At 73.4% G+C, this 15070-nt stretch carries 12 protein-coding genes; 7 read left to right on the forward strand and 5 right to left on the reverse strand.

The features are described from left to right. Nucleotides 1–326 precede the first annotated feature (326 nt). The 3 genes from ABZ857_RS30540 (at nucleotide 327) to ABZ857_RS30550 (ending at nucleotide 5709) form a co-directional block, all read left to right on the forward strand. Nucleotides 327–788: a GNAT family N-acetyltransferase gene (locus tag ABZ857_RS30540; protein WP_357049534.1), complete on the forward strand. Its 462-nt coding sequence runs from the start codon at nucleotides 327–329 to the stop codon at nucleotides 786–788. Next, the gene (locus ABZ857_RS30545; protein ID WP_357049537.1) at nucleotides 788–4441 is read left to right on the forward strand and encodes a BTAD domain-containing putative transcriptional regulator; all 3654 of its coding nucleotides are present in this window, start codon (nucleotides 788–790) and stop codon (nucleotides 4439–4441) included. The genes ABZ857_RS30540 and ABZ857_RS30545 overlap by 1 nt, the downstream gene beginning before the upstream one ends. 116 nt (nucleotides 4442–4557) lie before the next feature. Further along, the gene (locus ABZ857_RS30550) at nucleotides 4558–5709 is read left to right on the forward strand and encodes a cation diffusion facilitator family transporter (protein WP_357049540.1); all 1152 of its coding nucleotides are present in this window, start codon (nucleotides 4558–4560) and stop codon (nucleotides 5707–5709) included. A 289-nt stretch (nucleotides 5710–5998) separates the two neighbouring features. Here the strand turns inward: ABZ857_RS30550 and ABZ857_RS30555 are convergent, their stop codons facing one another. The 3 genes from ABZ857_RS30555 to ABZ857_RS30565 all read right to left on the reverse strand — a co-directional run bounded on the left by ABZ857_RS30555 (nucleotide 5999) and on the right by ABZ857_RS30565 (nucleotide 9338). Beyond that, complete coding sequence (locus ABZ857_RS30555) at nucleotides 5999–6838, reverse strand: hypothetical protein (protein WP_357049544.1); 840 nt, start codon at nucleotides 6836–6838, stop codon at nucleotides 5999–6001. Nucleotides 6839–6934: 96 nt separating this feature from the next. Beyond that, nucleotides 6935–8488 (reverse strand): ABC transporter substrate-binding protein, encoded by a 1554-nt coding sequence (locus ABZ857_RS30560; RefSeq protein ID WP_357049547.1) that lies wholly within the window; start codon nucleotides 8486–8488, stop codon nucleotides 6935–6937. A 79-nt stretch (nucleotides 8489–8567) separates the two neighbouring features. Continuing rightward, nucleotides 8568–9338 (reverse strand): sporulation protein, encoded by a 771-nt coding sequence (locus tag ABZ857_RS30565; RefSeq protein WP_357049550.1) that lies wholly within the window; start codon nucleotides 9336–9338, stop codon nucleotides 8568–8570. 139 nt (nucleotides 9339–9477) lie between these two features. On the opposite strand from ABZ857_RS30565, the gene ABZ857_RS30570 reads away from it, so the two are divergent. Both ABZ857_RS30570 and ABZ857_RS30575 read left to right on the forward strand, forming a co-directional pair. Next, on the forward strand, nucleotides 9478–9801 hold the full coding sequence (locus tag ABZ857_RS30570; RefSeq protein ID WP_357049553.1) for a YciI family protein: 324 nt from the start codon (nucleotides 9478–9480) through the stop codon (nucleotides 9799–9801). Continuing rightward, nucleotides 9798–11051 (forward strand): sigma-70 family RNA polymerase sigma factor, encoded by a 1254-nt coding sequence (locus ABZ857_RS30575; RefSeq protein WP_357049556.1) that lies wholly within the window; start codon nucleotides 9798–9800, stop codon nucleotides 11049–11051. The genes ABZ857_RS30570 and ABZ857_RS30575 overlap by 4 nt, the downstream gene beginning before the upstream one ends. A gap of 109 nt (nucleotides 11052–11160) precedes the next feature. On the opposite strand, the gene ABZ857_RS30580 is transcribed toward ABZ857_RS30575, so the two are convergent. Continuing rightward, entirely contained in the window at nucleotides 11161–11349 is a 189-nt protein-coding gene (locus ABZ857_RS30580) for a hypothetical protein (RefSeq protein ID WP_357049559.1), read from the reverse strand. Nucleotides 11350–11497: 148 nt separating this feature from the next. On the opposite strand from ABZ857_RS30580, the gene ABZ857_RS30585 reads away from it, so the two are divergent. Next, the gene (locus tag ABZ857_RS30585; protein WP_357049562.1) at nucleotides 11498–12130 is read left to right on the forward strand and encodes a maleylpyruvate isomerase family mycothiol-dependent enzyme; all 633 of its coding nucleotides are present in this window, start codon (nucleotides 11498–11500) and stop codon (nucleotides 12128–12130) included. A gap of 158 nt (nucleotides 12131–12288) precedes the next feature. Beyond that, nucleotides 12289–13572 (forward strand): endo-1,4-beta-xylanase, encoded by a 1284-nt coding sequence (locus tag ABZ857_RS30590; RefSeq protein WP_357049565.1) that lies wholly within the window; start codon nucleotides 12289–12291, stop codon nucleotides 13570–13572. A 203-nt stretch (nucleotides 13573–13775) separates the two neighbouring features. Here ABZ857_RS30590 and ABZ857_RS30595 read toward each other — a convergent pair whose 3' ends face one another. Then, nucleotides 13776–14801 (reverse strand): helix-turn-helix domain-containing protein, encoded by a 1026-nt coding sequence (locus tag ABZ857_RS30595; RefSeq protein ID WP_357049568.1) that lies wholly within the window; start codon nucleotides 14799–14801, stop codon nucleotides 13776–13778. Nucleotides 14802–15070 lie beyond the last annotated feature (269 nt).

The following is a 15070-nucleotide window of genomic DNA, read 5'->3' on the forward strand; positions in this document are numbered from 1 at the left end:
TCCTAGAGACGTACTAGGAATGCCCAAGACAACCCGCGCACGCTGGGGCGATGTCGTCGCCGTCGAACAAGCGCCAGCCGCCGGAGGCCGTGGAGCCGGGACCGGCCGATCCCCCGTGTGACCCGGCGGCGTACGTCACGCAACCGGAGTCCCGACCGGAGGCTCGACCGGCATCCCAACCGGACGCCAAGCCGGAGGGTCAATCGGATGGCCGGCCGCAGGCCCGGCCGGGCGTCCGGCCTGATAGGCACCCCCACGCCGCGCCGGACCCGCGGCCCCACCTCCCGCGGGACGTCACGGCGCCCGGCACGCTGCTGCTGCGCGAGGTGCCCGCGCACGCGGGCGCGCCGGGGGCCCGGATCATCGGCCCGGCGCTGGAACGCGCCCTGCGCGAGACGCCGGCCGCCCGTTGCCGCCTCTACGTGCTGACCGACCTCGCCCGCCCGGCCGCCGCCGCCCCGCTCGCCGCCGCGCTGCTGGAGACCGGGGCGCCCAGGCACGTCCCGCGGTGGGCCCTGCTGCACGCGCTCGCCGTGGCCGTGCCGTACCGCCGCCGGGGGCTGGGCCGCCGTCTGCTCGACGACCTGCTGATGGAGCTGCGCGCGGACGGCGTACGCGCCGTGTGGTTCCTCCCCGGGCCCCGGGACGACGGCGTGCGCGACCTCTTGAAGAGCGCCGGTTTCACGGACGGATCCGACCGCGGTTTCTCTCCCGAGAACGAGCGGACATATGGGTATGATGAGCCAGAAATCAGGCCCTGGGCCGCCTGGCTCGTTCGGGAGTTGTGATGCGCACGAGCATCGACGGCGCGCGATTACCGGCGCCGCGCCCGGGCCTGGACGGCCGTCAGGGCACCGCTTTGGACTTCCGCCTCCTCGGCACGCTGGAGGTCGCCGACGGCACGGGGACACTCCTCGATCTCGGGCCGCGCAAGCAGCGTGCCGTGCTGGCGCTGCTGCTGCTGAACGCGCCCCACGTCGTGCCGCTCGACCAGCTCATCGACCGGCTGTGGCGGGACGAGCCGCCCTCCAGCGCCACGGGAACGCTCCAGGCGTACATCTCGCACCTGCGCAGGACACTCGAACCACGGCGCAGCCCGCGCTCCCCCGCCCGGGTCCTGCGTACGCGGGAGCCCGGCTACCTGCTGGACATCGAGCCGGACCAGGTCGACGCCGAGCGGTTCGGCCGGGCGGCCGAGGCCGCGCACGCCGCCCTGGCCGCGGGCCGCGCGGAGGAGGCCGAGCGGATCCTGGGCCCGGCGCTGGCGCTGTGGCGGGGCGAGCCACTGGCCGACCTGGCCGACGAGCCGTTCGCCCGGTCCACCGTCGCCCGCCTGAGCGAGACCCGCCTGTCCGCGCTGACCGTACGCGCCGAGGCGTGGCTCGCACTGGGACGGGCGGCGGAGGTGGCGGTCGAGGCCGAGCGCCTGCTCGAACAGGACCCCTACCGCGAGGGCCTGTGGGCGCTGCTCATGCGGGCCCTCTACCGGGAGCGCAGGCAGGCCGAGGCGCTGGCCGCCTACCAGCGTTGTCGTACGTTGCTCGACGACGAACTGGGCCTCGATCCGAGTCCCGAACTGCGGCGGTTGGAGCAGGCGATCCTCCTCCAGGACGAGTCCCTGGCGGGGGTCTGGGCCCCCGTGGTCGCCGTACCGCTGGAGCCGGCCCCGAGGACGGACCCGGGAGAGGGCACGAGGGAGGGCGCTGGGGAGGGCACGGGGGGTGGCCCGGCGGACGGGAACGCCGGGGACGAGAACGCCGGGGACGCGGCCGTGCCGGGGCTGGTGGGACGGGAGCCCCACCTGCGCCGGATCGCCGAGCGGCTCGACGACCTGCGCCGGGGCGCGGGCGGGGTGTTCCTGGTGAGCGGGGAGTCCGGCATCGGCAAGACCCGCCTGGCGGAGGCCGCCGCGAGCATGGCGGCGGAGCGCGGGGCCGCGGTCGCCTGGAGCAGGTGCGTCGAGGGCAGTGGCGCCCCCGCGTTCTGGCCCTGGATCCAGGCGCTCAACGCCCTGGATGCGGCCCATGCACCGACAACGCAGGCTCCGGGAACGGCCCAGGCGATCGCGACGGCACAGGCTCTCGCAATGGACAGGGCTCCGGGAACCGGCGAGGCCGGGGAGGCCGACGGCGAGCTCGCCAGGCTCGCCCACCGCCTCTCGGACGGCGACCGTACGGACACGACGGACACCGCAGACCCCGACACCGCCCGGTTCCTGCTGCACGACAGCGTGGCGCGGGCGCTCACGCGGCGGGCCTCCGCCGGCCCGATGCTTGTCGTGGTGGAGGACCTGCACTGGGCCGACGCCGCCTCGCTGAAGCTGCTCACCTTCCTCGGCGCCGACCTGCACCGCGTCCCGCTCCTGGTCCTGGCCACCGTACGGCCCGAGCCGGCGGTGGACAGGCAGGCGCTGACCGAGGCGCTCGGCGAGCTGACCCGCCAGCGCGGCACCGAACGGATGACCGTCGCTCCGCTCACTCCCGACCAGATCGCCGACTACCTGCGCGAGGCGGGATGGGCCGGTCCTGGGCCGGTGCTCGCCTCCGCGCTGCATGACAGGACCGGCGGCAACCCGTTCTTCCTGGGCGAACTGCTGCGCCTGCTGACCAGCACCCATCCCGACGGCCGGGTGGGCGTGGCGGACGTGCTCGCCCTGGCGGTGCCCGACGGCGTGCGCGACGTGATCAACCAGCGGGTGTCGCGGCTGCCGGAGGACTCCCAGACCCTGCTGCGGGCGGCCGCCGTGATCGGCAGGGACGTGGACGCCGACGTGCTGGAGACCGCCACCGGGGTCGGCGGCGCCCGGGTGATGATGCTGCTCGAACCGGCCGTCGCGACCGGGCTGCTGGTCGAGGTGGACGGCGGCTGGGACTACCGCTTCTCCCACGCCCTGGTGCAGGAGGCGCTGTACTCCGGCCTCAGCCGCAGGCAGCGGGCCCAGCTCCACGGCCGGGTGGGCGAGGCCATCGAGACCCTGCGGTGGGGTGAGACCGCGTCGCGGCTGCCCGCGCTGGCCCACCACTTCGGGCTGGCCGCCCGGGTCGGCTACGCGGACAAGGCCGTCTCGTACGCCATGGAGGCGGCCGGGCAGGCGACGGCCCGGCTCGCCTACGACGAGGCCGTCCTCTACTGGGAGCAGGCCCTTGACGCCTGCGCCACCGGGCCCGCGGCCACCCGCTGCGCCCTGCTGATCGGCCTCGGCAAGGCCCGGCGGGTGACCGGCGATGTGGAGGGAGCGCGCGGCGCGCTGGACGAGGCCGTGACGCTCGCGACCGGCATCGGGGACGACGCCGCCGTCATCGAGGCGGCCACCGTCTTCGGCGGCGTCACCTTGTGGAACTGGCGCTCGTACGGCGTGGTGGACCAGCGCATGGTGACCGTGCTGGAGGACCAGCTCTCCCGGCTCGACCCGGGCGCCGTGCGCACCCGCGCGGAACTGCTCGGCACGCTCGGCGTCGAGCTGTACTACGGCGACCGGCGCGAGGAGGGCCGCCGCCACGCCCTGGAGGCCGTGGAACTTGCCCGGCGCACCGGCGACCCCCTGCTGCTGGCCCGCACGCTGAACAACTTCGTCATCGCGGCCTGGACTCCCGAGCACGAGGAGGAGCGCTACCGGGCGGCCGAGGAGATGCTGGGCCTCCCGGGCCTGCCCAGGGCCACCGAGATCGTCGCCCGGCTCCACCGCATGCCCAAACTGTTGAAGGCGGGCCTGCTCGCCGACTACGACGCGGAGCTGGCCCGCTGCCTGCGGCTCACCGCCGAGGTGCGGATGCCGGAGATCGAGACTCAGGTCGCGTACGCCGCGGCCGGGCGAGCGGTGCTGGCGGGCGACTGGGCGGAGGCGAAGCGCCTCTCGGACCTCGGCACCGGGAGCTACCGCCGCACCAGCCTCTGGGGGCCGGAGGTCCTGAAACCGATCCACTCGTTCTTCGTCGAATGGGGCCAGGGCCGGGGCGGCGGACTCCTCGCCGAACTCGTCGACACCGCGGCCGACGAGTCCAACCTGGTCGCGCGCCCCACGGCCGTGCTCGCGGCGATCGAGGCGGGGGACCTCGACCTCGCCCACCGGCTGATCGACCGCTGGGGAACCGTGGCGCAGCAGGACTGGACGTGGCAGTTCGTCGTCTGGCAGTGGGGTCTGGTCGCCGCGCGGCTCGGCCGTCCCGACCCCCACGCCATGCTCGCGGAGCTGCGGCCCATCGCCCACGAGCTGGTGATCATGGGTACCGGTTGCGTCGCCTGGGGCACGCTCCACGATGTGGTCGCCCGGCTCCTGCACCGGGTCGGCGACACCTCTGCCGCCCTGGCGCACGCGGAGGCCGCGCTGGACGCCCACCGGCGGCTCGGCCTGCCCCATCTCGTGAGCCGCAGCGACGCCCTCCTGCACGAGATCCGTGGGGCCGCGGGGGACGGCCACCGCACCGGCGACGCGCCGGCCTGATCCCGGGGCGCCTTGCCGGAGTCCCGGAGGCGGGGCAGGTGCGGGGTGTTCGCAACTGCGCCGCGCCTGCTCTTGTCGAGATGCTGCGGCGGATTTTCCGCGGCATCGTGGGTGTCATGAGCCGGCGACAGGTCGCCCCTGGCCACGGGCACGGCCACGGGCATGGGCACGGACACGGGCACGGGCATGGGGATGAGCACGGGCACGGGCAGGGGGATGAGCACGGGCACCGAGTGGGGACGCTCCGCGCGCGGGTGGCGCATCTGCTGCGCCCGCACTCGCACGAGGCGGCCGACAAGATCGACCCGGTGATGGAGTCGTCCTCCCGGGGGATGCGGGCGCTGTGGGTGTCGCTGGCCGGTCTCGGCGCGACCACGCTGCTCCAGGCGGCGGTGGTGGCCCTGTCGGGGTCGGTGGCGCTGCTGGGCGACACCCTGCACAACGCGGCCGACGCCCTGACCGCCGTGCCGCTCGGGATCGCGTTCCTGCTCGGCCGCCGTCCGCCCACCCGCCGCTACACCTACGGGTACGGCCGGGCCGAGGACCTGGCCGGCGTGGTCATCGTTATGACGATCGCCGCCTCCTCGATCGCCGCGGCGTACGCCGCGATCGGGCGGCTTCTGGAGCCCCGGGAGGTCTCCCACCTGGGGGCCGTCGCGGCGGCGGCGCTCGTGGGCTTCGCCGGGAACGAACTGGTCGCCCGCCACCGCATCCGCGTCGGGCGTGAGATCGGCTCGGCGGCCCTCGTCGCCGACGGACTGCACGCCCGCACCGACGGCTTCACCTCGCTGGCCGTGCTGGCCGGCGCGGGAGGTGCGGCCCTGGGCTGGACCTGGGCCGATCCCGCCGTCGGTCTGCTCATCACGGTCGCGATCCTGATGGTGCTGCGACAGGCGGCGCGGGAGGTGTACCGGCGGCTGATGGACGCCGTCGACCCCGCTCTCGTGGACCGCGCCGAAGCGACCCTGCGGAGCACGCCCGGCGTGCTCGACCTGGGTCAGGTGCGGCTGCGCTGGATCGGTCACCGGCTCAGGGCCGAGTGCGAGGTCATCGTCGACCCTGCCGCCACGGTGGTGGAGGCCCACCGGGTCGCGGCCGAGGCCGAGCACAACCTGATCCACGCCATCCCCCGGCTGACGGCCGCCATCGTGCACGCCGACCCGCTGCCCCACGACGGCGTGGACCACCACGCCGTCCTCGACGGCCACCGGCACGACCACCGGCACAACCGTCGTTCGCCCGGTCTCGTCCGGCACCACCCCGGCTGACCCCCACCAGACCCGCGACGCCACCGGACCAAGGCGTTCAGAGGCGCGGCCCTCCGAAGAGCACCCGGTGGGGGCGCGGCCGTCCGAAGGGCTCACCTCGTGCAGGACACGCCCCTCGCACGGTATCCCCGTCGCAGGGCGCGGCCGTCGCGAGGCCAGATCGTCGCCAGGGCGTGGCCGTTCAGGAGCCGTTCAGGGGCGGGGCCGTTCAGGGACGGGGCCGTTCAGGGACGGGGCCGTTGCCGGGGCCCGGTCGTCGGGTGGCGGGGCCGTTCATGGGCGGGGGCGTTCATGGGCGGGGCATGGCCATGGCGTTGGGGAAGGGCGCCCCTCCCCCATCGATGATCCGGGCGGCGAGCGGGCGCAGGAGACGCGCGAGCCGGGCCGCCCCCGCCTCGCCGAGGGCGTCCATCGGCGCCCGCGCGAGCCGTTCGGTGGCGGCCTCGACGGCGTCGCGCTCCCGCCGGCCCTTCTCGGTCACGGCTCCCTCGCGGTCGAGCACGCCGCGCTCACGCAGCCGGTCGGCCGCGGCCCGCCATTCCTCCTCGGTCCATCCCCGGTAGGCCCGCTGCTCTGGCGGCACGAGCCCGAGCGCCGAGGCGACGACGTTGGCCTCGCACCCGTCCACCCCAGCGGTGACCAGAGCCGCCACGTGCCCGTCGCCGCGGAACTCGCGCAGCGCGGTGAGCGCGTGCCACAGCGCGGCGAGCGGCTCCTCGGGCGGCGTCAGGGCGGCGTGCGCCGCGAACAGCACCCGCCCGGCCGTGGGGCACGCCTCCACCGCGGCCCGCGCCAGGCCCACCGCCTCCCGCACGTCCGGGTGATCGGCGAGGTCGCCGAGGAGGCGGCGCAGGCACCGGACGGCCACCTCCAGACGCGCCGCCAGCACCTCCTCCGGCTGGCAGAACCGCCAGGCGTCGGGGATCGCGCGGGCGACCATCGCCGGGGCGAAGTTGTAGAAGGCGGCGGTCACCACCTGGGGGGACACCGGGCCGAGCGCCGCCGACCTGGAGGCGAAATATCCCATCCAGAAGCCCTTGAGTCCCGCGGCGGCGTAGACCTCCTTCGCCTCGGGCGCGAAGTAGACCGGTGCGTGGCAGCTCTCGATCAGCCGCCAGATCTCGTCCATGCCCGCCAGGCTAGATCACCCCGTACGGCTCCCGCCGGGTGGGCGGTACGGGTACGTGCGGGCCGCCCCACAGGGCGTCGGCCCCGCCGGGAGACGTCAGGCGGGCCGCACCGAGACCGGGTCGAGCCAGCCGAACGGAGTCAGCCTGGGCGCCGCGATCCTGCCCGAATATCCGGACGCGTCCCGGTAGAACCACAGCGGGATCGCCGGCATGTCCCGGACCAGCATCTCCTCGGCCTTGCGGTAGAGCCCGATCGCCTTGGCCCCCGGCACCTGCCGGTCGGCCGCGCGCAGCAGCGCGTCGAACCGCGGGTTGCGGTACAGCCCGTAGTTGTACACCCCGCCGGAGGCGAACTGCGGGCCGAGCACGTTCTGGATGTGGGGGAAGTCGAGCTGCCAGCCCATCCGGAACATCCCCTTGACGGTGCCCTTCGAGGTCGCCCGATGGAACTCGTCGTACGTCTCCATCGACTTGGGGACGATCGTCACCTCACCCTTGAAGACCGCGTTGACGCTCGCGGCGACCGCCTTCACCCAGTCGCCGTGCGTGCTGTCGGCGTTGTAGTAGAGCGGGATGCTCGCCGGTGTGCGGAATCCCTTCGCCTTCGCCCGGGCGAGGTACGTCCGCGCGCGGGCCGGGTCGTAGCGGCAGAACGTGCCGCAGGCGCCGGGCTTCGCGCCTTCGGCCGTGGGCGGGACGAACGACTCGGCCGGGCTCCGCCCGCCGTTGTAGAGCTTGCGGGTGATCGCCTTCCGGTCGATCGCCATCGAGACCGCCTTGCGGAGGTCGGCGTTCGTGCCCAGCCGCAGCGGAATGCCGATCTCCTGGATGACGCCGCCCGGACGGTTGATCACCCTGCCGTCGAGGTCCTCGGCGAAGCGATCCAGCTTGACCGGCGGCACATAGGAGAGGAAGTCGAGACGGCCGTTGAGCAGTTCCCCGTAGGCGGTGAGGTCGTTCCGGTACACCCGGTAGGTGATCTTGTCGACCTGCGCCTTCGCCCGGCCCGCGTAGCCGTCGTACCGCTCCAGCACCGTCTCGGTGCCGGGCGCCCACCGCACCACCCGGAACGGCCCGTTGCCGACCGGCTCGCGCTGGAACGACGCGGGGCTCTTCAGCAGGGAGTCGGGCAGCGGTGAGAAGGCGACGTGTCCCAGCTTCTGCGTGAACGGCCCGAACGGCCGCTTCAGCTCGATCGTGAACGTGTGGTCGTCCACGACCTTGAGCCCGGACATGACGCGGGAGCCGTACCCTTTGATGTCCTCGAAGAGGAACGCGGTGCCGGACTTGCCCGCGGCGGCGGTCTGGTTCCAGGCGTCCACGAAGTTGTGCGCCTTCACCTCCGTGCCGTCGTGGAACGTCCAGCCCTCACGCAGCCTGACCGTGAACCGGCGGTTGTCCTTGGTGCTGATCGACCGCGCCATCGCGTACGTCGCCCGCGAAGTGCGGGGGTCGTACTCGACAAGCCCGGTGAACAGCGCGTCGAGCACGTCGCCGCCGCAGGCGTCGGCCCAGCCCAGGGTCAGCAGCCCGGACGGTGGGCAGGTGGACACCGTGACGCCGGTGCCGGACTCGGCCCGTGCCGGCGCGGGGACCGCCAGCAGGCAGCAGACGAGGGGAAGGACCGCCGCGGCCGAACGGGAGACCACCTGTTTCACCTCCGGACCCGAAGAGGTGATCATCCTAGTGGCCGGATCCGGGGCTGGTCCGGACTTTTCCCAATCAGCGTCAGAACCAGCCGCGGTGCCGGGCCATCGCGGCCAGGCCGTCGCGCAGCGCCCGCTCCACCGTGCCGGGGTGGTCGCCGTATCCGACGCGGAAGCGGTTGTAGACGTCGTGGCTGGAGGTGAGGAAGCCGCCGCGCTTGTCGGCCTCCAGGACCACGTCCATCGAGTGCGGCCCCGCGATGAACGTCAGCTCCAGCTCGCTGAAGTGGCGCCGCCACTCCGGACCGGCGTGATACTCGATCTCCTGGAAGAACGGCATGGTCGAGCCCCGGAGCGTGCCGCGCTCCAGGTCGGCCCGCTTGAAGTGGAAGCCCATGCGGACGAGCGCCCCCAGCAGGTGGTCCTGCGCCGGCAGCGGGTTGACGTACAGCGGGTCGAGGTCGCCCTTGTCGAGCGCGCCCGCGAGCGCCAGCTCGGTGGCCACGCCGAGCCGCATGCCGGGCAGCGGTCGCCCGCCGACCGCGCTGACCGGCGTCTCCCACGGCACCGGGATCGCGAACGGCAGCGCGCGGGCCTCCCCCGCGCGCAGGTCGAACGGCCCGGACACCGGCGCCCGCAGGAAGCTGTAGGTCGCGTGGTGTTCCTGGTCGCCGTGCTCGACCTCCACCACGGCCGTGAAGTCGACGGTGATCCCGTCCACCCTGTGGTCGGACGACCCGCCCTTGAAGCGGACCTCGCCGTGGAGGGTCTCCCCCGGGCGCACGTGCGGATCGCGCAGCACCGTGTCGACCTCGACGCCGGCCCCGAGCGCGGCCATCAGCTTGCGGAACACCGATCACTCCCTTGGTCGCGGGTCGTTCACCGCTGCCAACGACCCGTCCCCGCCGCCCGGTTCCCCGTACACGGGTGTCCTTTCCGGCCCGTCCCGTTCGTCGTACGGACATGATGAGATACCGGCCAGAGGAGGACGGATGAAGTACGTGCTGCTGATCTGCGGCGACGAGTCGGCGGCGGAGCACGCCGACGACGGGTGCGGCGGGTGGTCGGAGGAGATGGCGGAACGCGGCGTGCTCCGGGGAGGCGCCGGGCTGCGCCCGCCGAGCGACGCCACCACCCTGCGAGTACGCGAGGGCGAGGTGCTGCTTTCTGACGGGCCGTTCGCGGAGACCAAGGAGCAACTCGGCGGATTCTGCCTGATCGAGTGCGCCGACCTGGACGAGGCCATCGAGATCGCCGCCGCCCATCCCGCCGCGGCGTACGGCACGATCGAGATCCGGCCGCTCATAGAGCTATGACGCCCCCGGTCGAGGTCGCGGTCGAGGTCGAGGCCGCCGTCGAGCGGGCCTTCCGCGAGGAGTGGGGACAGGTCGTGGCCACCCTCATCCGCTGGACCGGCGACTGGGACCTGGCCGAGGAGTGCGCGCAGGACGCCTTCGCCCTGGCCCTGCGGACCTGGCGGCGCGACGGCGTGCCGCGCCGCCCCGGGGCGTGGCTGACCACCGCCGCGCGCAACCGGGCCGTGGACCTGCTGCGCCGCGAGGCCACCGGCGCCGCCAAACTACGGGAGGTGGCGGGCGTGCTCGGGACGGATGACGACGGCGCCGCCGACGAGTCGGGCGTGCCGGACGACCGGTTGCGGCTGATCTTCACCTGCTGCCATCCGGCGCTCGCGCCGGAGGCCAGGGTGGCGCTGACCCTGCGCACCCTCGCCGGGCTCAGCACGGCCGAGATCGCACGGGCGTTCCTGATCGGCGAGCAGGCGATGGCCAAGCGGCTGGCCCGGGCCAAGCAGAAGATCAGGCACGCGGGCATCCCCTACCGCGTGCCGCCCGCCCACCTGCTGCCCGAGCGCCTCCCGGCGGTGCTCGCGGTGCTGTATCTGCTGTTCAACGAGGGCTACTCGGCGACGGCCGGCGCCGACCTCGTACGGCACGACCTCGCGTCCGAGGCGATCCGGCTGGCCCGGGTGCTGGTGCGGCTGATGCCGGACGAGCCCGAGGCCGCGGGCCTGCTCGCGCTGATGCTGCTGCACCACGCGCGCCGCGCCGCCCGCCTGGACGAGGCCGGCGACCTCGTGGTGCTGGAGGACCAGGAACGCGCCCGGTGGAACGCCGGCCAGATCGCCGAGGGCGTCGCCCTGCTGGACGGCACGCTGCGGCGGGGGCGGCCCGGCCCCTACCAGGTGCAGGCCGCCATCGCCGCCTGCCACGCCACCGCCGCCCGCCCCGAGGACACCGACTGGGCGCAGATCGCCGTGCTGTACGCGCGGCTCGCGCGGCTGGTCCCGTCGCCCGTCGTGGAGCTGAACCGCGCGGTGGCGGTCGGCATGGCGCACGGCCCGGCCGCGGGCCTGGCCCTGGTCGACGCCCTGCGGGAGACCGGCGCCCTGGCCGGCTACCACCTGCTGCCCGCCGCCCGCGCCGACCTGCTGCGCCGCCTGGGCCGCACGGCCGAGGCCGCCGACGCCTATCGGGAGGCGGCCGGCCTGGCCGCCACCGACGCCGAGCGCCGCTACCTCGCCCGCCGCCTCGCCGACCTCGGCTGACGGTGCCACGGCGGTCAGCTCCGGTAGCAGTCCGCCAGAGCGGTGCACGCGGCCTTCGGTTCCCAGGGCATGCCGGGGTAGGCGGTACCCGGACGGCCCTCCAGGACCTTCACCACGCCGCAACTGGCCATGTCGAAGTCCTCATGGGGGTCCTCCCGGTGCAGTGCAGATCCTCACGGATGACACGCATCTCCCGTTCGACCACATCGAGATCGAAGGGATCCCGGGTGCTCCGCCCGGCGGCGCGGGCGGCCGCGTCCGCGAAGCCGGTGTCGAAGTTGATCCCCTTGCCGTTCATCTCCCCGCTGTTCCCCCTATTCGGTCTTGCGTGCCACGCACGATATGCGCGGCACGCACTGTGCGTGCGCGCGGAGGGTGTCCATCCGGGCCGTGCTCGTTCGTCGGGAAGGCGGACGGAAGGACACGACCGGAAAGGCGAAGAACGAATGGACACCGATATTCGGCAGCAGATCGCGGCGGAACGCCGCGAACTGGCGGACCTGCTGAGCGAGCTGCCGCCGCGGTCCTGGGACGCGCCGTCGCTGTGCGCGGGGTGGCGGATCCGGGAGGTGGTGGCCCACATGACGACGCCCTACCGGCACTCCGGCCTGAGCGTGCTGGCCGGCCTCGTCAGGGCCCGTGGGAACTTCGACCGGCTGGCCGACCGGCTCGCCCGCCGGGACGCGGCGGCACTCGGCCCGCGAGAGCTGACCGCGTGCCTGCGGGACAACGCCGAGCACCCCTGGCGGCCTCCGGGCGGCGGCTACGCGGGCGCGCTGTCGCACGACGTGATCCACGGCATGGACATCACCGTGGCACTCGGGATCGACCGGCGGGTTCCCGGCGACCGGCTGCGCGTCCTGCTCGGCAACGCCCTGTCCCCCCGGAGCCGCAGGTATTTCGGCGTCGACCTGGACGGCGTCGAACTACGCGCCGACGACGTCGACTGGTCGCTCGGGACGGGCACCCCGTTGTCCGGCGCCGCGCAGGACCTGGTGCTGGTGCTGTGCGGCCGCCGGCTGCCCGAGGGACGGCTGCGCGGCGAGCCCGCCGCCCGCTTCACCCACGTCACCCACTGAACGCGCCGCTTCGGCCGTTGATCGCACCGATGGGGAGGTCTGTGCGCTTTCGGGCGTCAAGAGCGTTACCGTGCTCGTGATCACGGACCTCTCCGGCCGGTGCGACGAGGCTCCCGGAGAGGACTCCTTCGCCTTGAGCTCCCCCAGGAGGCCGCTCGATGTCGTTCCACCCTGCTTCCAGCTCCGGGGCCATCGACACCGACCCGCTGATCAGAAAGCACCGCACCGCCGGCGCCACGCTCACCGTGACCGCGAACGGCACGCCCCTGGCCGGTCAGGAGGTGGTCGTCGCGCAGCGCCGGCACAAGTTCCTGTTCGGCTGCATCGGGTTCGACTTCATCCCGCCGGCCAACGGCGAGACCGCGACGGACGCGCCCGGCGAGCCCCCGGCGGCCGGGTCCCAGCGGGTCGCCGACCTGTGGTTCGACCTGTTCAACTTCGCCACGCTGCCCTTCTACTGGGGGCAGTTCGAGCCGGTCCGGGGCCGGCCGGACACCGAGCGGCTGCTCACCACGGCACGGTGGTTCGCCGACCGGGGCGTCGTGGTCAAGGGGCACCCCCTCGCCTGGCACACCGAGACCGCCGGCTGGCTGACGGACCTGTCGAACGCCGAGATCGCCAAGGCCCAGGTGGAGCGCATCCGGCGCGACATGACCGACTTCGCCGGCGTCATCGACATGTGGGACGTCATCAACGAGGTCGTGATCATGCCGATCTTCGACAAGTACGACAACGGCATCACCCGGATCTGCCGGGAGATGGGCCGGATCCCGATGGTCCGGATGGTCTTCGACGCGGCCCGCGAGGCCAACCCCCACGCCACGCTGCTGCTCAACGACTTCGACATGTCCGCGGCGTACGAGTGCCTGATCGAGGGCGTGCTGGAGGCGGGCATCACGATCGACGTGCTCGGCCTGCAGAGCCACATGCACCAGGGCTACTGGGGCCAGGAGAGGACGCTCGCCACGATCGACCGCTTCGCGCGGTACGGCCTGCCCATCCACTTCACCGAGACGACGATCGTCTCCGGCCACATCATGCCGGAGGAGATCGTCGACCTGAACGACTACCAGATCCCCGAGTGGCCGACCACGCCCGAGGGCGAGGCCCGCCAGGCCGACGAGGTCGTGCGCCACTACAAGACCCTGCTGTCCCACCCGGCCGTGGAGGCGACGACGTACTGGGGCCTGTCGGACGGCGGCTGGCTCGGCGCGCCGGGCGGCTTCGTCCGCGCCGACGGCACCCCCAAGCCGTCGTACGACGCGCTGCGCTCGCTCATCAAAGGCGCGTGGTGGCTGCCCCCGACGACGATGGTCACCGACACCGACGGCCGCGTCCGCTTCGACGGCTTCCTCGGCGAGTACGAGATCACGGCGGGCGGCCGCACGGTCACGTTCGCCCTGGACGAGCCCGGAGACGCCGAGGTGGCCGTGTCCCTCTGACCGGCCCTCTGACTGACCCTCTGCCCGTCCCTCTGACCGGCCCTCTGACGGCGCCCGCCGGACGCGTACGCCTGAAGTCGTACGTGCGAAGGCACGCGCCGGCCCGAGGGCCGCCGGGGAGATCGGCCGAGACGGTGCCCCTGTACCCGTCTCCGCCGCTCGCGCCCCGTCGAGAACCCCGCGGCCGGTCGAGAACAAGGATGCTAGGAAGCGTGTCCGCCGGTCCTTGGATCTGCGCGCCCCGCCCATGACGATGCGCGCACATCCTGGTCGCCTGACAGAGACCGGCGGTATTCCTGGGGCGACACGCCGTAGGCCGACCGGAACAGCCGGCTGAAGTGCGCCGCGTCCACCAGTCCCCACCGCGCGGCGACGGCGTGGACGGGCCGGTCCCGCAGCCGCGGGTCGGCCAGGTCACGTCGGCAGTTCTCGAGCCGGAGGTGCCGTATCCACGCGGCCACCGTCAGGCTGCGCCCGCGGAACAGCTTGTGCAGATAACGGGTGGAGATCTGGTGAGCCGCCGCGACGACGTCGGGGGAAAGCGCGGGGTCGCCGAGCCGTCTGCGGACGAAGTCGTCGATCCGCACCATCAGCGCCTGGCGCCGCACCTCGGACGGCAGTGCGGCCTCCGCCTGACGGGCGCAGGTCGCCGTGAGCAGATCGATGGCGACGCGGGCCAGGACGGCCTCGTCTCCGGGCCCGTACTCGTCGGCTTCGCTCAGCAACTGCAGGAGATAACGGCTGAAGACGCCCGCCACGCCACCGCGGGCGGGGAAGGGAACGGCGGTCACCTGGTCGATGACGGCGGCCGACAGCGGCAGCGCCTCGCGCGGCGCCTGCACGACCAGCGCGGTGTTCATCCGTCCCCGGCAGAACGTCTTGTACGGCGACGAGCTGCTGAGCAGCAGGAACTGACCGGCGCGGGGCGCGGCGCTGCGGCCGTGATGCTGAACGGTCGCCTCGTGGTCCATGAGCAGGTTCAGCTGGATCACTTCCGGATCGCACTGCCGGATCTGCCTGGCGGTCCGGTCGGCGGTGAGCGGCGGATGCCGCATCTTCGTGATCTGCACCTGTCCCAGGTCCAGCAACTCCAGCGAGGCCAGGAACTCACCCGGCTGCCTGCTGCTCACCCACGCCGGGGCGTGTGCCTGCGCGATGACCTCGAACCAGTAGTCGAATCGGTCCTGCGGATCCAGCTTCGCGGTCCTGATCCTCTTCACGACGGCCATCGACGCCCCACCCCCATCCCTGCGGCCACGGCACGGTGCGGAGGGAAAGCGCGTGACCGGGTGTCGATCGTCGCGACCGGCCGAGAGGTGCCCGCCTCCCTCGCGCGACCCGATCAACTGAAGACTTCGCCGATCGATCTGTCAAGCGCGGGACGCCGCCCCCGGCAGGCGTACGAGCACTCGGCCGGGGTCTCCCGGGGAGCGCCGGAGCGCGCGGGGCCCCCCGCGCCGCCCGCGGTGGGGCCGAACGAGAAGCCGATGAAGTGCAG

The sequence above is a fragment of the Microbispora sp. NPDC046933 genome (assembly GCF_040644635.1).
Lineage (GTDB): Bacteria > Actinomycetota > Actinomycetes > Streptosporangiales > Streptosporangiaceae > Microbispora.